At 49.2% G+C, this 19,616-nt stretch carries 17 protein-coding genes, 1 tRNA gene and 1 rRNA gene; 6 read left to right on the top strand and 13 right to left on the bottom strand.

Going from position 1 to position 19,616, the window contains the following annotated elements:
• Positions 1-21 precede the first annotated feature (21 nt).
• The 3 genes from CWE22_RS11810 to serB are packed head-to-tail and all read right to left on the bottom strand — an operon-like array spanning position 22 to position 2,823.
• Entirely contained in the window at positions 22-789 is a 768-nt protein-coding gene (locus CWE22_RS11810) for an ABC transporter substrate-binding protein (RefSeq protein ID WP_169931703.1), read from the bottom strand.
• Positions 789-2,168 carry a DNA repair protein RadA gene (gene radA, locus CWE22_RS11805; protein ID WP_169931702.1) on the bottom strand — a complete coding sequence of 460 codons (1,380 nt, stop codon included), beginning with the start codon at positions 2,166-2,168 and terminating at the stop codon, positions 789-791. Before radA ends, CWE22_RS11810 begins: the two co-directional genes overlap by 1 nt.
• A complete protein-coding gene (gene serB / locus CWE22_RS11800) occupies positions 2,155-2,823 on the bottom strand; it encodes a phosphoserine phosphatase SerB (protein WP_169931701.1) in 669 nt (222 codons plus the stop codon). The genes radA and serB overlap by 14 nt, the downstream gene beginning before the upstream one ends.
• 53 nt (positions 2,824-2,876) lie before the next feature.
• Between serB and CWE22_RS11795 the strand changes: the two genes are divergently transcribed.
• Positions 2,877-3,467 carry an AhpA/YtjB family protein gene (locus tag CWE22_RS11795; protein ID WP_169931700.1) on the top strand — a complete coding sequence of 197 codons (591 nt, stop codon included), beginning with the start codon at positions 2,877-2,879 and terminating at the stop codon, positions 3,465-3,467.
• Here CWE22_RS11795 and CWE22_RS11790 read toward each other — a convergent pair.
• Both CWE22_RS11790 and prfC read right to left on the bottom strand, forming a co-directional pair.
• Positions 3,409-4,179 (bottom strand): TatD family hydrolase, encoded by a 771-nt coding sequence (locus tag CWE22_RS11790; protein WP_169931699.1) that lies wholly within the window; start codon positions 4,177-4,179, stop codon positions 3,409-3,411. The genes CWE22_RS11795 and CWE22_RS11790 overlap by 59 nt on opposite strands.
• 3 nt (positions 4,180-4,182) lie before the next feature.
• A complete protein-coding gene (gene prfC / locus CWE22_RS11785; RefSeq protein ID WP_169931698.1) occupies positions 4,183-5,772 on the bottom strand; it encodes a peptide chain release factor 3 in 1,590 nt (529 codons plus the stop codon).
• A gap of 170 nt (positions 5,773-5,942) precedes the next feature.
• Between prfC and CWE22_RS11780 the strand changes: the two genes are divergently transcribed.
• Complete coding sequence (locus CWE22_RS11780) at positions 5,943-8,411, top strand: S8 family serine peptidase (RefSeq protein WP_169931697.1); 2,469 nt, start codon at positions 5,943-5,945, stop codon at positions 8,409-8,411.
• Between the two features lie 46 nt (positions 8,412-8,457).
• Here CWE22_RS11780 and CWE22_RS11775 read toward each other — a convergent pair whose 3' ends face one another.
• From CWE22_RS11775 to CWE22_RS11760, 4 genes are read right to left on the bottom strand one after another with little or no spacing between them, the layout of a single operon-like run.
• The gene (locus CWE22_RS11775; RefSeq protein WP_169931696.1) at positions 8,458-9,672 is read right to left on the bottom strand and encodes a phosphopentomutase; all 1,215 of its coding nucleotides are present in this window, start codon (positions 9,670-9,672) and stop codon (positions 8,458-8,460) included.
• Positions 9,673-9,680: 8 nt separating this feature from the next.
• On the bottom strand, positions 9,681-11,000 hold the full coding sequence (gene deoA / locus CWE22_RS11770) for a thymidine phosphorylase (RefSeq protein ID WP_169931695.1): 1,320 nt from the start codon (positions 10,998-11,000) through the stop codon (positions 9,681-9,683).
• On the bottom strand, positions 11,000-11,749 hold the full coding sequence (gene deoC, locus CWE22_RS11765; protein ID WP_244596075.1) for a deoxyribose-phosphate aldolase: 750 nt from the start codon (positions 11,747-11,749) through the stop codon (positions 11,000-11,002). The genes deoA and deoC overlap by 1 nt, the downstream gene beginning before the upstream one ends.
• Before the next feature lie 47 nt (positions 11,750-11,796).
• On the bottom strand, positions 11,797-12,243 hold the full coding sequence (locus tag CWE22_RS11760; RefSeq protein ID WP_169931693.1) for a cytidine deaminase: 447 nt from the start codon (positions 12,241-12,243) through the stop codon (positions 11,797-11,799).
• A 164-nt stretch (positions 12,244-12,407) separates the two neighbouring features.
• On the opposite strand from CWE22_RS11760, the gene CWE22_RS11755 reads away from it, so the two are divergent.
• Both CWE22_RS11755 and CWE22_RS11750 read left to right on the top strand, forming a co-directional pair.
• Positions 12,408-12,623, top strand: a complete 216-nt coding sequence (locus CWE22_RS11755) for a YgaP family membrane protein (RefSeq protein WP_169931692.1) — start codon at positions 12,408-12,410, stop codon at positions 12,621-12,623.
• 14 nt (positions 12,624-12,637) lie between these two features.
• A complete protein-coding gene (locus CWE22_RS11750) occupies positions 12,638-12,952 on the top strand; it encodes an ArsR/SmtB family transcription factor (RefSeq protein ID WP_169931691.1) in 315 nt (104 codons plus the stop codon).
• Between the two features lie 10 nt (positions 12,953-12,962).
• Here CWE22_RS11750 and rimI read toward each other — a convergent pair whose 3' ends face one another.
• The 3 genes from rimI to CWE22_RS11735 form a co-directional block, all read right to left on the bottom strand.
• Positions 12,963-13,418, bottom strand: a complete 456-nt coding sequence (gene rimI / locus CWE22_RS11745; protein WP_169931690.1) for a ribosomal protein S18-alanine N-acetyltransferase — start codon at positions 13,416-13,418, stop codon at positions 12,963-12,965.
• Entirely contained in the window at positions 13,391-13,765 is a 375-nt protein-coding gene (locus CWE22_RS11740; RefSeq protein ID WP_169931689.1) for a hypothetical protein, read from the bottom strand. The genes rimI and CWE22_RS11740 overlap by 28 nt, the downstream gene beginning before the upstream one ends.
• Before the next feature lie 53 nt (positions 13,766-13,818).
• A tRNA-Trp gene (locus CWE22_RS11735) sits at positions 13,819-13,895 on the bottom strand.
• Positions 13,896-14,060: 165 nt separating this feature from the next.
• Here CWE22_RS11735 and CWE22_RS11730 point away from each other — a divergent pair.
• Both CWE22_RS11730 and CWE22_RS11725 read left to right on the top strand, forming a co-directional pair.
• Entirely contained in the window at positions 14,061-15,857 is a 1,797-nt protein-coding gene (locus tag CWE22_RS11730; protein ID WP_244596074.1) for an autotransporter assembly complex protein TamA, read from the top strand.
• The gene (locus tag CWE22_RS11725; protein ID WP_169931688.1) at positions 15,854-19,318 is read left to right on the top strand and encodes a translocation/assembly module TamB domain-containing protein; all 3,465 of its coding nucleotides are present in this window, start codon (positions 15,854-15,856) and stop codon (positions 19,316-19,318) included. Before CWE22_RS11730 ends, CWE22_RS11725 begins: the two co-directional genes overlap by 4 nt.
• Before the next feature lie 212 nt (positions 19,319-19,530).
• On the opposite strand, the gene rrf is transcribed toward CWE22_RS11725, so the two are convergent.
• Positions 19,531-19,616, bottom strand: a 5S ribosomal RNA gene (rrf, locus tag CWE22_RS12225); the annotation flags it as partial.

The raw sequence follows: 19,616 nt of genomic DNA, 5'->3' as shown, positions 1-19,616 counted from the left end.
GCCGACTTGTTTACACGCGGATTAGTCACTTTGCATGGCCTCTAAATAGTGAATGGCTCGGGTAGCTGGACAACCGGCAATGTCGCCCGCAATCGAAGACGTTTGTCTCTCTGACGACCACTGCCGCAGTGCTCGATGGTGCATCCAGTCTTGGCCACGGGCGTAATGTTCGGAGAAACCCTCCAATACGAGATGCTCAGTATTGAGACGCAACAAACTGGCGAGCCCGACTTGTCCTAACTGCCCAGTTTGAATGGGTGTGACAAGTTCAACATTCACCTGCGCTAGCAAATCTGCGACCCAACTATCTGCCGCCCACATATAGTAATTCGGCATCAAGATAGTGACCGATCGAGGGAGTCGCTTTCCTGCTTGAGTCAGTTGTTCTTGCTGCAGAGCAAACCATCGCTGAACCGTTGTTTCACGCTGCAATGCTAGACCGACAGCATCGCCTTGCTCTTGCCATTCCTGCCAAGATTGTGGGTGTTTTACAGCCACTAAACGAAATCCGAAATCCGTTGCAGAGCGCTGTAAGGCGCGCAGCAAAACCGCTGAGATAAAATTATTATGAACAATCACATCAGGTTGAGCCCGAATAATAGACTCCAATCTATTACCGTGATTAGCCGATGGAATGACCGTATCTTTCGTCTCTAAAAGTTGCGGCAACCAATCGTCATAACAGGCGTTTAGCGAGAGTACGCGAAGTGGCTCGGCTGCACTGAGTGTGCTTGCTGGCCACGACAGAACGGCTGCTATCCACGCAATTCTGACTAGCCAAGCGGTCATTACAAAGCATCCAGAGCTTCTTGCAGATTTTTCACCGCAGTAACTCGCATACCAGGAATAGCTTTTTGCGGTTTATTCCCGGCTGGCACTATAGCTCGAGTAAAGCCATGCTTAACCGCTTCGTTTAATCGTGCTTGTCCGTTTTGTACGGGGCGAATCTCGCCGGCCAAACCGACCTCACCGAAGACCACGAGATCACGCGGCAAGGGTTGCTCTTTAAAGCTGCTGACAATCGCTAACAATAGCGCTAGATCAGCTCCTGTTTCTAAAACTTTGACGCCGCCAACAATGTTTACAAACACATCTTGATCAGACATGTGGAGCCCACCATGCCGGTGTAACACTGCCAACAGTAACGCTAATCGTGACGTATCGAGACCGACGGCGACCCGACGTGGGTTCGCTAGCTGACTGCCGTCGACCAATGCTTGCAGTTCAACCAGTAACGGACGTGTTCCTTCCCAAATAACAATTACAACAGAGCCGCTGCCGTGTTCTTCGCCCCGTTGTAGGAAAATCGCAGAGGGGTTTGTGACTTCGCGAAGGCCCTGCCCAGTCATCGCAAAAACACCAAGCTCATTGGCCGGACCGAATCGATTTTTGTGGCCACGCAGCGTCCGAAAGCGAGAATCCGCCGAGCCTTCCAATAGAATCGAACAGTCGATGCAGTGTTCCAGAACTTTCGGGCCCGCTAAGCTGCCGTCTTTGGTGACATGTCCAACCATAAAAATGGCAACGCCATTTTGTTTGGCATACCGAGTCAATACTGCCGCAGATTCTCGTACCTGCGAGACACTGCCTGGAGCTGATGCAACATCATCCAAATGCATCACTTGAATCGAGTCAATCACCATTACCCGCGGTTTTTCCACGTCGGCTAACTGACAAATGGTCTCCACCGATGTTTCCGCGAGCATGCGCAGTTGATCTGTGGGCAAGCCCAAGCGTTGCGCTCGTAAGGCAACTTGTTGCAATGACTCCTCGCCTGTCACATACAATGTCTTCATGCTCTCTGCGAGCTTGCACATGGTCTGCAGCAATAAGGTACTTTTACCAGCGCCAGGTGAACCACCGATGAGAATGGCAGAACCCGGCACGATACCGCCACCCAGTACACGGTCAAACTCAGCGTAGCTGCTACTGAACCGTGGTAAGTCGTCTAAACTCACGTCTTGCAGGGTTTGCACTTGCGCTTGAATGGCACCTGCAAAACCAGAACGATTGGCTTGCCCGCGAGCACTGCTTCCAGAGCGTTGTGGTGCACTCAAACGAACTTCTGTGATGGTATTCCATGCTTTGCATTCCGCGCATTGCCCGAGCCAGCGAGCATAATCTGCGCCGCAATCGTTGCAAACGTACGCGGTTTTAGTTTTTGCCATGTGCAGCTGTTCCTGTCTGTAAAACCTCAATGAGTATCGCTAAATCGGCCTCATCTACAATAATATCTGCTGCCGCCTTCAAACTGGATTTTGCGCAAAATGCGACACCACATGCTGCTGCTTCTAACATCAATCGGTCGTTTGCACCATCACCTACAGCCAGCGTATTTGTTAAGGGAATTTGCCATTTGGCTGCGTAATCCACCAATGCCTCGGCTTTGCGTTGCGCATCGACAATGGGCTCGCGCACTCGACCGGTTAAACGCCCCTGCCGCCACTCCAATTCATTCGCGCAAATCGCATCAACACTTAAGTGATCTTGTAGGCGCTCAGCGAACCAAGTAAAGCCGCCCGAAGCGATGAGAATTCGCCAATTTTGCTGTTGTAACCATTGGCAGAGCTCGCGCGCACCCTGAGTGAGCGGAATCGGGTCAAAAAGCTGGTTAAACTGACTCTCTTCGAGATCGGCCAACACGGCAACCCGCTCACGTAGACTCGCTGCGAAATCTAACTCACCACGCATAGCCGCCTCAGTGATTGCAGCGACCTCAGCTTTGCGCCCAACGAGCGCAGCTATCTCATCGATACACTCAATGGTAATCAACGTCGAGTCCATATCAAATACAGCCAACCCTGGCTGACTAAAATCAAGCATGGTTACAGTTTCCTTATTTACAGCAGGAGCGCCAGCAGCGTATATTTGCCAGTATGACGACGCGCACACAACATGTTATCAGCATCACACAACTTGTCTATCGACGCTTGCGTCGCTTCGGCTTTGCCATCGTGCTTATTATCTTGATTGAGCAACTTTGGGGCTCCATGCAAGCCACCAGTATGGTCGACTTTCAGAAGCACAGTGAACAGCTGATGCAAGTGGCGGTTGAACAGACCGCCTTTGCCGCCACACAATCGATCGTCACTCCCGAACCCGAGCGTTTGCAAAGCCTTGCTGAGCAGTTACAGCAACAGTCTTTAATCATTTCTGCTGCTATTTATAATCGTTTCGGCGAGCAGCTTGCCTTTGCAACCAGCATAGAGGAGTCCGACCAAGCGAATGAAACCATGGTGCTAGTCGAGGAAATTAGTGAAGCCAATCAAGTCCTGGGCTATGTCCAAGCGGTGATTGATCGACAAGCCCTGTTGGCGCAGCCAGAAAAAACCCATGCCTACTTAACTTATTACGGACAATTCTTGCTGGTGCTGGCCATCTTTGCGGGAGTTTTTGTCACGTCTACTTTTAATCGTTGGCGTTACCGAAAAGCTGACAACTCGACTGCCACAACTGCCGACGAATAGTCGCTTCATCTTCCTCCCGTAACTCTAACAGACTTTGTAACACGCTAACGACTTGTGCAGGCTCGTTTCGCTGGCCTTGCTGACCAGCAACCGGCATATCTGGAGCATCCGTTTCCAATACCAATGCATGCAAGGCAATGCTGCCGATTGCCGTTCGAGTTTTCTGTGCACGAGCATAAGTAATGGTGCCGCCAACCCCCAGTTTGAAACCCAATTCCTGCCACTGCTTGGCTTGTTCGTAGGAACCACTGAACGCATGCAGGACACCACCGCAATCAGGGAGTTGATCACGCACCTGTTTAATACGCGTTAATAAGTCTGGTTGGCTTTTACGATGGTGCAAAATCACGCAGCGGTGGTAACGTGCCGCGAGCACCAACTGCGCTTCGAAAAGTTCGCACTGGCGTGGGTAGTCAGGACAGGTTGCATCGAGACCAATTTCACCAACCGGAGCAGTTGGATGCTGATCCAATTGCGCCTCTAACCACTCTAAATGGGCGTGCTGATGGGCTTCGATAAAGTAGGGATGAAGACCAAAACTTCGCTGCACTCTCACGCTATTTGAGTCTATTTTAGTTTCAGTCTGAGCTTGTGTCCCGGGGACCATGATCCGGGCAATCCCCGCAGCTTCGGCGCGCTCCAGCACCGCTACTCGATCTGCCGCAAAATCATCGAAATCAAGATGACAATGGGTATCGAATAGCGGAGTCATGGTTTAATGCTCGCGAGTGTGCTGGAACTGGATGTCTGGGTAACGCTCAGTGGCGAGGCTTAAATTCACCATAGTCGGCGCAATATAAGTAAGATTATCCCCGCCGTCTAACGCCAAGTTGCTCTCCGCTTTACGGCGGAATTCATCCAACTTCTTCGCATCTTTGCAGGACACCCAGCGCGCCGTCGAAACGTTGATATTTTCATAGATGGCGTCGACATTGTATTCTGATTTTAACCGATGCACGACTACATCAAACTGCAACACACCCACTGCACCCACTATCAAGTCATTGTTACTCAGAGGACGGAAAACTTGCACCGCGCCCTCTTCTGAGAGCTGTACCAAGCCTTTCAGCAATTGCTTTTGCTTCAGTGGATCTTTGAGTCGAATACGCCGGAATAGCTCAGGTGCAAAATTCGGAATTCCGCTAAACTTGAACGATTCGCCACCTGTGAAAGTATCACCAATTTGAATCGTGCCGTGATTATGCAACCCGATGATATCGCCCGGGTAAGCCTCCTCAACGTGTTCACGGTCACCGGCTAAAAAGGTCAATGCATCGGCAATTCGAACTTCTTTGCCCAACCGCACTTGATGCATTTTCATTCCCTGTTGGTATTTACCAGAAACAATTCGCATGAAAGCAACGCGGTCACGATGGCGTGGATCCATATTCGCTTGGATCTTAAAGATAAAACCTGAAAATGCTGGATCGGTCGCGGTAATTTGACGACCGTCATCGGTTGCACGCCCCAGTGGAGTTGGCGCCCATTCCACCAAACCATCGAGCATGTGATCGACACCAAAGTTACCCAATGCGGTTCCGAAATACACCGGTGTCAGTTCACCTGCTAAAAACAATTCTTCGTCAAATTCATTCGAAGCGCCCTTCACCAGCTCAATTTGCTCACGCAACTCTTTTGCATAGTCGCCCAAGCGCTTGTCGAGTTCAGGATTATTGAGACCCTCAATAAAGTCGACCTCTTGAATACGATGGCCCTGCCCAGTTTTATAAAATATGACTCGGTCTTCTATAAGGTGATAAACACCTTTAAAGTTCTTACCAGAACCAATTGGCCAGGTAATAGGTGCACACATAATCTTGAGGACATTCTCAACTTCGTCGAGCAATTCCAGTGGGTCGCGAATATCGCGATCTAGCTTGTTCATGAAGGTAATGATTGGAGTATCACGGAGACGCGTGACTTCCATCAGCTTGATAGTTCGATCCTCGACCCCTTTTGCGCCATCAATCACCATCAAACAGGAGTCAACCGCAGTCAGCGTCCGATAGGTATCCTCAGAGAAATCTTCGTGTCCTGGGGTATCTAACAAGTTTACTAAAGCAGAGCGATACGGAAACTGCATCACCGAGGTGGTTACCGAGATCCCACGCTCCTTTTCCATTTCCATCCAATCGGATTTGGCGTGCTGCCCCGATTTTTTCCCTTTCACAGTTCCAGCTTTTTGCAGCTTTTGACCATGCAGCAAAACTTTTTCAGTGATCGTGGTTTTACCCGCGTCGGGGTGTGAAATGATGGCAAAAGTTCGACGCTTAGCGACTTCTTTAGCGATAGCGGTTGCTGACATGAAAACCTTCCTTAATTACAGACGCGCGCATTGTCGCTGATCGCGGACAAAAACTCCACTCGGGTGATTCATTCTCCCGCAACAAACTGAGGGATAACCCTCATAGATTTGTCCCTTTCATCGGTGCAGATTAGTCATGTTAATTGTAATCTCAATAAGGGAACTCAACTATGCAGGCTTATCACTATAAAACTATAACAGCGGTTTCTCTAGCTGTAGCACTAGCGTTACCATTTTCCTCACTGTCAGCAAAAACGTTTGATGCTAACTTGAAACAAGTCATCGAAACATCTGCCGCTTCCGAACTTCATCAAGTGATCATCACGTTTGACCACAACTCGGCTCCAACTATAGACCAACTCAACTTCCTCGAGCAGATGGGGATTGTGGGCGTTCACTTACAGAACCTGCCGATTGTCGGAGCTTTGGCAACAGCTGAGCAAATCGACCAGATTTACGCGCGTCCAGACGTGCGATCAGTTTGGTTAAATCAAGAATTATCGCTTGAAAATAACGAAGCAACCCGATTAACCGGTGTGCAAAAACTGCGCAACGATCAAAATCTGCGCAATCAAGGGATACCTTATTCCGGCCGCGGCATCGGTGTGGTCGTGAATGATTCAGGCGTCGACGGAACCCACAGTGACCTATTATATCCGCAACACGTTGTTCAAAACGTACTAGCGCAAACGAACCTCAACAGCTTCAGTGCCTTGCTTCCCATTACCTACCGCGAGAACGTCGCGAATACCGATATAGCAGGCGGTCACGGAACCCATGTTGCTGGCACTGTTGGCGGTAACGGAGCCATGAGTGGAGGTGAGCAAGCAGGGGTAGCCCCGGGTGCAAGCATTGTCGGATATGGTTCTGGTGCAGGCTTATTCATACTCGATACATTAGGTGGCTTTGATTACGCTCTCACAAACCAGTACCAATACAATATTCGAGTTATCTCAAATTCATTCGGAAATACTGGTGATGTTGGTACCGACTTTAATCCTGATGACCCAACTAACGTTGCCACTAAGAAGTTAGCAGATAATGGCATCATCACAGTCTTTTCAGCAGGTAATTCTGGTCCCGGCGAATCAACAATCACGGGTAATTTTAAGAAAGCACCTTGGGTAGTAACAGTTGCCGCTGGTGATAAAGCAGGTAATCTGGCCGATTTCAGTTCACGCGGAGTCGATGGCAAAGGAGCGACCGTAACTATTGATGGCGAAACGTTTGAGTGGGTAGACCGTCCGACCATTACTGCTCCTGGGGTTGATATTATCTCAGCGCGCGCGTCATTATCGAGCCTTGGAGCACTCAGTGCTCAGCAAGATGCAGATCTGATCCCAGTTGACCAACTGCCCTATTACACAGTGTCTAGCGGGACCTCGATGGCGGCTCCGCATATTTCAGGAATTGTCGCGTTAATGCTCGAGGCAAACCCAAATCTCGGTTGGCAAGAAGTTAAAACCATCTTGCAAGACACTGCCACCAACATGCCAGGACGCGATTCATGGGAGGCTGGCGCAGGCTACGTTAATGCGCATGCAGCCGTCAAAGCTGCCGCTGAGAGCGCTGACATCTATGGCGATACTGTAAAATTAAGTCGAGAATTTAACGGTGATGCTGAAATCTCTGAAGCAGCTAGCTTTTCGCGAACCGTCGAGTACTTGCCAGTAGGTGAAACGAGTGTCGAAACATTTGAGGTAAGTCCAACAACCTCTTTAGTTTTAGCTAGTGCGACGATCGAAACCGGCACTGCCTTTGTTCTCGAAGACCCCGCAGGAAATCGTTATGGTTCTGGTATTGGTCTCCCGGCTCTTGGATCAAGTGTCGGGGTATCTGCACCGGGCATGCCCGGCACATGGAAAGTTTATGCTAGAGGAATCGGCAGCGTGAGTGGACTGACTCTTGATCCACTTGGCGTGACTAATGGCGTTGGTCTTCCCGGTCCGATCGATGTGTCTATTCGCTTATTGGAAACCAGTGGCTTTAGAGGAATTGACGATACCATCAATCATCCTGGACGCTCATTCATCGAGTTGGCGATCAGTGAGCGCTTGATGGACGCTTTCGATACTGGGTTCAAACCAGATCGTAAGGTTGTGAAGGCAGACTTTGCAGATGCCCTGACCTTAAGCGGTGCAATACGTCAGTCACAAAACGGTAACGTTGAAACGTTCCGCGACTCCGACATCAATAATTCTGCTTTTTTGAATGCAGTGGCTGCGACTGGTGGTGCTCTGAAAGACACCAACACAAATTCACGCCCGGTGCTTGTCGCTTCGAGTTCAGACTTTTTCGGAGTTCGAGACGAGGTGACGCGTGAGGAACAAGCTTACTCACTTGTACAAAGCTTGGGTCTGGAAAGTCTTGCATTTGACTTCGATCCAAATACAACCATTCAGGTAGAAGCTTTTGGACAAATCGTTGATGTCGCAGACACAAGCTCCATCGCTCCCGAGCTTCGCGGATATGTGCAACTTGCTCTTAATACAGGATTGATGCAGCCATACTTGGAAGTTGAACAGTCGGCCTTCGATCTCGAACCTCGCATTGTTGCAACATTTGGACCGACTAAAGCTTTTACTCGCGCCGAACTGGCTCGCTCACTGAGTCAATTACTGCCAAGAATCAGTCAGTAATTATTGTCCCAAAAGTTCAAAAGCGCGGCCCTTAGGCTGCGCTTTTTTATATAAACGACTTCCCATAGTCCATGGCGTCGACGTCGAGCCAGGTAGCAACTGACTGCGCAATATCGGCAAACGTCTCGCGTCGCCCAATGGAGCCCGCAGCGACGCTCGGACCATAGGCCAGCACAGGAATATACTCTCGCGTGTGGTCAGTACCAGGCCAAGTTGGGTCACAACCGTGGTCCGCTGTCAGAATGAGCAAATCATCAGGCCGCAAAGCCGCCATGATGTTCGGTAACATGCCATCGAACTGCTCGAGGGCTTTTGCATAACCACACACATCACGCCGATGCCCGTAGTCGGAATCAAAGTCGACAAGATTAGTAAAGATAATACTTTGATCCGGAGCGTCTTCAATTTGTTGCAGTGTAGTTTCGACCAAAGCCTGTAAACCGGTCGCCTTCAGCTTTTTCGATATACCTTGATGAGCAAAGATATCTGCAATCTTACCGATGCTAATGACCTGACCACCTTGCGCCACCAGCTTATCCAGAATAGTTGGAGCCGGCGGTGGTACAGCGAAATCTTGACGATTTCCGGTACGACGATAGTTGGCTGCTTCGGAACCCGTAAATGGACGCGCGATCACGCGTCCAATATTGTAAGGATCCACTAATTTACGTGCTGTTCTACACAGGGTATATAAGGCCTCTAAACCAAAGGTTTCCTCATGCGCCGCAATTTGCAAAACGGAATCTGCAGAGGTGTAAACGATAGGTTTACCCGAGCGGCAGTGCTCGTCACCGAGCTCTTGAATGATGGTGGTACCCGAGGCATGACAGTTCCCTAAAACGCCAGGCAGACCAGCTTCTTGAATGAGCGCGTCAAGGAGCGGTTGTGGAAACGACTGCTCTTTGTCGAGAAAATAGCCCCAATCATAAAGCACCGGCACGCCAGCCATTTCCCAATGTCCGGAAGGTGTATCCTTACCTGACGATAGTTCTTGAGCCCAGCCGTGCAAACCAAGTATTTGGCCTGGTAACTCGCAACCAACAGGGATGGCTCCTGTGGCGCCTTGCGCCGCATGAAACAATCCTAATGTGGCCAAGTTTGGCAATTGTAATGGTCCACTACGCCCTGTTTCACAGCGTCCCTCAGCACACCACTGTGCAATATGACCCAGGGTATCCGCGCCAACATCACCAAAACGTTCGGCATCGGCTGCGGCGCCAATACCAAACGAATCGAGAACCACTATAATTGCACGTGCCATGCGTTTACCTATTCAATACGTTGATAGATGAGCGGCGTTTCCGGATTCGGCTGATCTGCAATAGTCACTGCGCGACGCAAGCGCGCAGCTGCTGCGTCCCAGTCGTCCTGGGTACGAGCGTAAATCATCGCCAACGGGGTGTCCGCGGTTACCGCAGTTCCAACAGTCACAATTTGGTCTAAACCCACGCCATAATCGAGTTTGTCATCGCTATGCTGACGGCCGCCACCTAATGCCACTACGGCCATACCAACCTGCCGAGTATCTAAGCCTGCAAGAAAACCAGATTGCTCAGCTAATAAAGGCTTAGCAATAGGCGCCAGTGGTAACAAAGACTCAAAGTCTTCAAGAATGGTTGCCGGTCCGTTCAAGGTCCGCACCATTTTAGCAAACCGTTCTGCTGCAGCACCGCTATCCAGCGAGCGTTGTGCTTGTTCACGACCATCCTCGAGTGACGTCGCCAGTCCAGTAATACGAAGCATTTCAGCAGCAAGCTCAATCGTTACTTCATGCAGCCGTGGAGCTCGGTAATCACCACGCAGATAACGAATAGCCTCATGAACTTCAATCGAATTCCCGGCTGAACGTGCCAATGGCTGATTCATATCGGTAATAATAGCACTGGTGGCTAGGCCTGCACCTTGCGCCACAGTAACCAAACTTTGTGCTAACTCAACCGCGCGCTCATGCTGATTCATCACGGCGCCGTTGCCCGTTTTGACGTCAAGCACTAAGCCATTCAACCCTGCCGCTAGCTTCTTCGACAAAATAGAAGCCGTAATCAGCGGAATGGACTCAACCGTTGCGGTGATATCACGCGTCGCATAAAACCGTTTGTCTGCTGGAGCCAGTTCGCCCGTTTGACCAATAATCGCGACCCCAACTTCTTTGACCACTTTCTGCAGTGTCGCCAAGTCAGGCGTGGTTTGATAGCCCGGTATCGCATCGAATTTATCGAAAGTGCCACCGGTATGCCCGAGTCCTCGGCCTGAAATCATCGGTACATAGCCACCGCATGCGGCAATGATAGGTCCTAGCATCAAACTGACCACGTCACCGACGCCGCCAGTGGAGTGCTTGTCGACCACTGGCCCATCGAGATCCCATGTCGACCAGTCGAGAACCGTTCCTGAGTCACGCATGGCGAGAGTTAACGCGACTCGCTCTGCAGCTGTCATACCTTGGAAGAAAATAGCCATTGCTAACGCTGAAATCTGACTTTCAGAAATCGTGTCGGTTTTAATGCCGTTCACGAAATAGCGAATTTGCTCTTCATTCAACTCGTGCCCATCGCGCTTATCGCGAATCACTTCTTGTGGTAAATACATCAATACAATCCTTTTTTGTCGTCTGCTACGAGCTCAGCTTGATCGTTTACATTGCCCAATACCCGCAAAACATCCTGTAACAACGAACTCGCACCGATCCTAAATCGTTCCGGAGTAACCCAATCGTTCCCCATCAGCGCTCGGGCGAGTTTAAAATAATCTTCCGCTTCAGCTACCGTGCGAACCCCACCTGCTACCTTAAAACCAATGTCGCGGCCACTATCTCGAATGGTTGATAAGATTGCCTCAGCAGCTTCAAGTGTGGCATTGACCGCAACTTTTCCAGTAGACGTCTTTATAAAGTCGGCACCCACTTCAAGGACTAAGTTACTTGCGGCACGAATTGCCGTTGCTGATGCTAACTCGCCACTTTCAATAATAACTTTTAATACAGCTCGATCGCGCGTTGCGGTTCGCACAGCCGAGAGCAATTGCCAACAATGCTGCACATCACCAGCGTTAAAGCGCAGGTATGGCATCACCACATCAATTTCACTTGCTCCAACCGCCAGCGCACGTTCGGTTGCGGCAACGACGGATGCGGTCGAATCCTCGCCTACTGGAAAATTTACAACCGTCGCGACTTGAACCTGCTGTAGATTCAGAGAATCAAGACGTTGTCGCGCAGTAGCGACCAATTCTGGATAAACACACAATGCTGCGGGACTGCCAAATTCCGACGCTGCCTTATCGCATAGCGCTTTGATCTGCGCTGGCGTATCGCTGTTCTGCAACGAAGTCAGATCCATACATTGTAATGCTAGGAGCGCAGATGCCTGAGGTGAGTACATAGAAACTAGCTACTGACCTGATCAGCGGTGGCTTCAAATGTCGAAAAGGCTGCGGGAAGAAGCTCACCTAATGTCCATGTTTTTTCGCCAACATCACAAGTCGAGATAAATGGGGTATCTAGACTAAAAAATTCTGCCAGTACTTGGCGACAGGCACCACAAGGTGAATAAACCGTCTTACCCGGTGTATAAATGACGATATTTTCAACATCTGCAAGCGACTTTCCTTGGGCCAGTGCGCTATAAACCGCAGTGCGTTCCGCACAATTAGTTAAACCATAGGACGCATTTTCGACATTGCAGCCGAGTACCAGGTCACCTGTTGAGAATTGTAAAACTGCGCCTACTGGGAACTTACTGTATGGCGCGTGAGCACGCGCTGCGGCCTGTCTAGCTTGGCCGTGAGCCTGTTCTAGTGCGGCTTGAGATACCGCGGAGGACTGCTTACTCATAGTTGTTTTCTGCCTAATTTATGGGCGAACAGCTTAGCGCTTTTTTAGGCCAAATGCCATGCTGAAACCTATTTCGTATTTATACGAAATAAAGATTGAGGAAAGCATGAAAACGATCTATATTTCGCAATATTCTAAATTAGGTCATTCAAAAGGATAAAATCATGAGTGTTGAACGAGCTTTGACTGCCTTTGCAGGATTTATGGTGTTATTATCTGTAGCCTTAACCTATTGGGTTCATCCAAATTTCATTTGGCTAACCGTGTTTGTTGGCGCTAATCTATTCCAACAATCTTTTACTGGGTTTTGTCCGGCAACCTTGTTTATGAGACGAGTGCTGGGTATGAAAACAGAATGTGAATTAGCCTCTAAACAGTAGGTTCGAGCGATAGCATGACAGAAGCACCTGAAATTACGGAATTACTCCAAGAAGAAGCTGCAGCGGCAGCGACATTCTTGCGTTCACTTGCCAACGAGCACCGCCTACAAATACTTTGTCATTTGGCCGCTGGTGAAAAGAGTGTGGGTGACTTGAATCAGTATTTTCCGCTGAGTGCTTCTGCGTTCTCACAACACCTATCAGTGTTGCGTCAACAAGGTCTGGTAAAGTTTAGAAAAGAGGCGCAAACCATTTACTATTCGATTCAAGATCCAGATACGATGCGCTTCATGCAACTTTTAAAAGCGAAATTCTGTCCGCAATTCTAATTGAATTCGGTTAATGACCCGCCATCCATTGCATAATAATTGCCGTTTCTGAACCGTCTGCAGTTTGATAATAATTGGGGCGCTGCCCAACTACGCTGAACCCCATGGCTTGGTAAAGCGATTGTGCGACAGTATTGCTGCTACGAACCTCTAGCCACAAACTTTGCTGCTGCTCTTGAGCAATGGCTTTTACGACACTGACCAACTCACGCCCATATCCTTTGCCACGCTCATTTGGATGAACCACAATATTCATAATAGTGCGTTCATCCAAAATGCTGTGCGTGATCACGAAACCACAGAGCTGTGGTACGTATATTCCCCAACTCTCATAGTGCGCATCATCAAAACAACTTCGGAGTACAGCTTCGGTCCATGGGTAGTCCTGACCTTGTTGCTCTATTTCGACAATTGCTTGCTGCCACTCGAGGGGTTTGATTAACGCGGCTGGCACAGATGCTTCCACCAGGCTCTTTTGTGGTCGTATGAGGGGACGGTTGGGAGCGGTTCTTGGAACTCAATCAGTTTTTCTCGCTGCCACCTCTGGGCAATCGAAGCACTCACTTCCACTGGAGCAGCACTGACCTCTTCAGTTTGCATGAGTGCAAGTGTTTGACAAAAATCAGTAAACCAAGCAGGACTTGGGATCGGGAACTCAGGTGCCGCAATCAGCCATTGCCCAATCCGCAAATAGCTCATTGTAGTTTTAGTAGACACTGGTTCACTGGTTCGAGCTCGCCATTCGGGAATACCCAGGGCGCCGAGGAGCTGGCGTTGTGCGTGGGTTAATTGATGATGCGGTTTCGAGTTCATAGGCTCAAGCTTACTTGAAACATCCTGAACAGAAAAGGACTTCGGAAAGGTCGTGGCAGGGGTGGAGGGATTCGAACCCCCAACCGTCGGTTTTGGAGACCGCTGTTCTACCAATTGGAACTACACCCCTGCAAACGAGAACGGAATTATACTGGCTCGCAAGTGCGTGGCAAGCAAATTATGCTGAATGCGCAATCAGTTGCTCCTTTTTTCACCGCTGAACCTTTCTGTCGATGTTATACTCAAAGTCTCTACATTGATAAGAGATCGGTTGTTCTCAGAAAGGAAGAGATTGTTGTCACGATTATCCGCTACATTTTACCGCTTTTCGCTCGTATTAATGATCCTGCTTGCGATTCCAACGGCATCTGCTCAATCCAGTGAGTCGTCAGGTTCTGATGACGACAGACGAGTTGTGCGCGTTAATCTCACTGGATTGAGTGATGAATTAGCGCGCAATGTGCGAGCCCGTACAACATTGTTTAGCTTGGATGGTGAACCTGCGCCGGCATCTTTCAGATTACGCTTTTTACAGCGTCGAGCCGAAGCCGAAATTCGTGAAGCACTCATGCCATTCGGATACTATCAACCCACTATCGAGAGTACGCTAGAAGAAACAGCGGCCGCATGGACTATTCAGTTTACAGTCGATGCAGGCCAGCCTGTCATGGTTGCAACGGTCGATATCAAAATCACCGGCATAGCGCAAACCGATGAAAAATTTATCGAGTTACGGCAGAAACTGCCGATACGTCAGGGAACAGTGTTTCGTCATCAAAACTACGAACGCTCGAAAGGTCTGTTACGAAACCTCGCTGCCGAGCGCGGCTATTACGATGCAAAACTACTGACTAATAAAGTCGCGGTTGAGCTCGCTGACCGAACCGCTCACATTGAGTTAGTTCTCGATTCTGGACCACGTTATCACTACGGTAATATTGAATTTTGTTGCGCCCATATTGGTGACGAACTACTGCAACGTTACGTTCAATTTGAATCTGGCGATCCGTTTTCAACCACCGAGCTACTGAATCTGCAATTAGGTCTCTCTAGCAGCAATTATTTTGAAACGATTGAAATTGCTCCAAACTGGTCTGAACGCAAAGATGCAACAGTGCCCGTTGTAGTGACTATGACTCCTAATCAACGCGACTATTATCAGACGGGGCTTGGTTATGGTACCGATACCGGTGCTCGCGTCACGCTTGGGTTTGATCGGCGTTGGGTCAATGACCGCGGACATCGAATCAACTCAATTCTGCGACTTTCCGAAGTTCAGAATACAGGCTCGGTGAGTTACATTATTCCTGGATTTTATCCACCCACCGACCAATATGATATTACCGGTGAAGTGACCGATCGCTCCTATCTGGAACAACGCTCAACGCTCTACAAACTAGCAGCACGTGATATCCGGCATTTTGATGACTGGCAGCGCACTTGGCAACTGAGTTGGCAGCGGGAAAGTTTCGCCTTTGGCGATCAACCGCGACGCTCATCCCAATTTTTGATCCCTGCTGCCGAGTTTAGTCTCATTCGGAGTACTAATAATGGTGACAACCGCAACCTCATCGACGATGGATACCGGGTATCACTCTCACTCCAAGGCGCAAGTGCAGATATCCTTGCTGACACCACGTTTCTATCGGCAAAACTGTCAGCCAAGTGGGTGCATCGTCTCAATGAAAAGTGGCGGGTTCTGACACGTGGCGAAATCGGAGCCATAAAAACCGACGATTTTGCATTACTATCGCCGACTTTGCGATTCTTCGCTGGCGGCGATTACAGTGTTCGCGGTTATGCATTCCAAGACCTAGGCCCTCGTAATGAAGAGGATGTTGTTGTTGGTGGTCGTTACCTGATTACATCGAGCGTAGAGGTCGATTATCAAATTAATGATGCATGGCGTGTTGCCGCTTTTACCGATATCGGTAATGCGATGATGGAGTGGGACACAGCTTTGAAGCAAAGCGTGGGCGTCGGTATTCGCTGGTTATCACCGATAGGACCTGTACGTTTTGATGTTGCTCAGGCTATTAATGAGCCCGGTAATCCGTGGCGCATTCATTTCACACTGGGGCCAGACTTATGAGACTTATTAAATGGCTCGCATGGCTCATTGTCGCCTTATTCATCTTATTGCCCAGCACTGCAGGATTCTTAATCTACACTGAAACGGGTAGTCGTTGGCTTGTTCAACGAGGATTGGACTACCTCAACGCACCGGTCACTTTCGAAACAATCGACGGTAATCTGGCTACTGGTTTGTCGTTTACGCATCTCAAAATTAGTGCCGAAACGCAGCAGATACGGATTGCTGAGGTTACCTTCGCATGGCAACCGTGGGATCTTTTCGAGAATAAATTGACCGTCGATACATTTACGGCCACCGGTGTGTTTATCGATCGTCAAACGTCTACAGCTGACAATTCGAATACGAGTGAGGCCGTTGTCATTCCGACCATCGACATGCCACTAACACTTTCGGTTCGACAATTTAGTGTTAATGATATCGTCCTTAGCAATCCGGACATGACCGTGAAGAGCTTGGCTGCGCAAATTAACTGGCAAGGAACTGACTTAGATTTGCGACAACTCGAAGTGGTCGTGCCACAAGGCCGGGTGACTGGACAAGCCACACTAACTACCACAGCAGCACTCCAACACCAAGTAGATTTAAGCTGGGCTCTCACTGCAGAGCAATTGCGCTCCGAGCTCGCTTATTACGGTCAAGTAACCGGCGATGTTAACGTTGAAGGCACTATAAATAAGACTCAAGTAACTGGAAACTTTGTCACCGCAAATGAAGAGCCGGAACAGAATTTTAGTCTTGAACTCAATAATCCTCTCAGTGATCTAACTTGGTCAGCACGTTTGAATCTAGTTGCGTTTCAAACATCACCTATCCTCGCATTTGTTCCAGACGCATATCGAGAACAAGCCGACTATTACTTGAGTCAGTCTCGACTCAGTGGTGTGCTCGAAACTTATGCCGATGGTATTCGATTACAAGATGGCGAGCTCACAGGTATTTCTCCAACTCAAGGCACATTGCAGTTAAATGCTCATATCGATTCGATTTTTGACTCATCCTCATCTTCAATAAAACCGTTCTCAGTCACCTTGACTGGCCGCGACATCACTATTGCGAATGAGCAGCTTGCTGATCCTAAACTAGCTGAGCTTGCAGGTACTTTAGAGGGACAACTTGATCTTGCGACCGGCAGTGAAGAAACCCACTACCAGTTCGACGTTTCATCCACGCTGACCGAGGTTAATAATGAAGCCGCGCAACTGGTCCTGCGCGGCAAGGGTGATTTGGTTAGCGCACAACTGGAAACTTTCACGATCGAACATCCACAGCTCTTGGCCCGAGGTTCGAGTACAGTTGTGTGGTCGCCAGAACTCCGTATTGAGGCTGAACTCACTGAACTGAGGGGGTCATTACAACAACAAGATGTAGACGCCAACGGTTACTTACTTTTTGACGGTAGCACTGTAGAGATCCGTGACACTCGGGGAACTTGGGCTGGTATCGAGTTTAATGCCAATGGCAAGGTCCCACTCTCCACAACGGCCACGCCAATTACTTCGCCGCTTAAGTTAGAGCTTCGTATCGCTGATTTCGCTCGGGTTCAAAACGTATTACAACCGCAGTCGACAATACCCATAGAAGGCTCATTGGAGCTTGCCGTGGCAGTTCAACAACCGCAAAATGGCAGTCTTCCCATTACTGTTCAGACACTGATATTTACCAATCCAGATATTGGGGAGTGGCTACTCGGCAAAGAGGCTACGTTCGCTGTCGAGCTCGATAGCTACCTACTATCGACTAGCGCACCCATCTGTTTGAATCGCACCAACCCTCGACGTCGAGCGGAAAGCGAACCTGCGAGCTTGTGCACCGAACTGCAGTTGAGCGATGGTAACTACCAGCTTAGTATTAATGCTCGTGACTTACCCCTGTTCCTGCTCAATCGGCTTCGCGAGCGAGATGTCAGTGAGAGAATTGTCGGACGTGCAAATGTGGAAGCGAACTTCGAATTGGCAACCGAAAACTTTAAGATCATCAAAACGTCAGGGTCTATCTACAGTGATTCAACCTTCTTTGTTGCCTTAGACGATGAACTTAGCACTCGTTTAGAAATTTGGGACTTGGATTGGGAAGGTTCAGCGTCGGAAATTCGGACAGACTACATCATCAAGTTGGAAGACGATCTCGGTCAGCTGATTGGTGACTTATCCATTCGCGACATCGTCGATGACCCACAACTCTCGGGTTCCGTTGATATGTCACTTCGAGATCTGTCACTACTACAATGGTGGCTCCCTGATTTACGTTATCGTGAGCCCTTCGCGCTTGGCAGTATCTCAATTACGGGCTCCGCAACGGCACCCAAAGTTGAGGGTTCACTGGAGGTTGCTGCCAAAGAGATCGGTTTCGCAGAGAGTGGGCTTGTCTTAACCAATGTTAAAGTGCTTGTCGCTGATGACGGCGCAGATCAAAGTACTCTGGAACTAGACGGACAAGCGGAGTCCGGGCAAGGCTGGATTGCTATCGGTGGCACAATGAATCCGTTAGAAAAAGTCTTGAATATGACGATTAAAGGCGATGATTTTAGAATCGTCCAGCTACCGCACGCCACGGTAGATATCGATCCAGATTTGACGATTCAAGCGGCTGACTCCAGTATTCGAATCAGTGGTAGTGTCAATATTCCATATGCATATTTAGAAGAGACCGATATTAGCACTTCGGTCTCGCCATCGCGTGATGTGGTGGTGTATCAAGATGGTGAACGTGTCGAAAGTACCGAAGAGCAACTCTACGACGTTTTTGCCGATGTCCGAGTGACACTCGGTGAAGATGTAAAAGTCAGCGCATTTGGCTTTGAAGGCCGACTGGATGGAAATCTTCGACTCATCGAAGAGCCCGGACGAGCATTGACAGCCTCAGGCACTATTCAAGTGCCACAAGGACAATATGTCCTCTATGGGCAGGAACTCGATATACAGCGAGGTCGTCTCATCTATAACGGTGGACCTATTGATAATCCGGGGCTCGACCTACGCGTAGTACGCACTTCAGCCAGCATGACACCTGGAGAAGAGGTAACCGTTGGCGCACAAGTGGGCGGAACCTTAATTCAACCTGATTTTCGTCTCTTTTCGAACCCAACGATGCCAGAAAGCTCAATCCTTTCCTACTTAGTCTTAGGACGTGGTCCAGGCGCGGGTAGCGGCAACGAAAACATGCAACTACAAGCGCTCTTACTCTTGGGTTCACAAGGTACGGATGCAATTGGCTCACAACTTCAAAATGTATTCGGTTTGGACGAGTTTGGACTTGATTCCAGCAGCGACCCAACTGAAACCTCGTTTTACATCGGCAAGTACTTATCACCGCGGTTATACGTCAAGTATGGTGTAGGGCTATTCGAGAATACGAATACGTTCTTTGTCCGCTACAAACTCACTGAGAGTCTACTGCTGGAATCGACAGCAAGCAGCATCGCTCAGGGTGGAGATATCTTCTACACTTTTGAGAAATAGTGAACAACAAGCTAAAAGCGCGACTGGTTATTAGCTATTAGTTACTAGCTATTGGCTATTAGCGGCGGGTTAGCGTTCTTCGTTATTCGTTCTTCGTTATTCGTTATTCGGGTTTTGGTTTTGGCTTTGCGAGTAACTAATAGCTAGTAGCGTGTGCGCGCAGCGCACATAAAAAAACCCCAGCCCATTGGGCTGAGGTTTGTTTATTTGAAGCCTGGCGGTGTCCTACTCTCACATGGGGAGACCCCACACTACCATCGGCGCTGAAGCGTTTCACGTCTGAGTTCGGAATGGAGTC

Origin of the sequence: Pseudidiomarina aestuarii, from assembly GCF_003987355.1 — a bacterium.
Lineage (GTDB): Bacteria > Pseudomonadota > Gammaproteobacteria > Enterobacterales > Alteromonadaceae > Pseudidiomarina > Pseudidiomarina aestuarii.
This window is presented reverse-complemented; position numbering and strand designations above follow the sequence as displayed.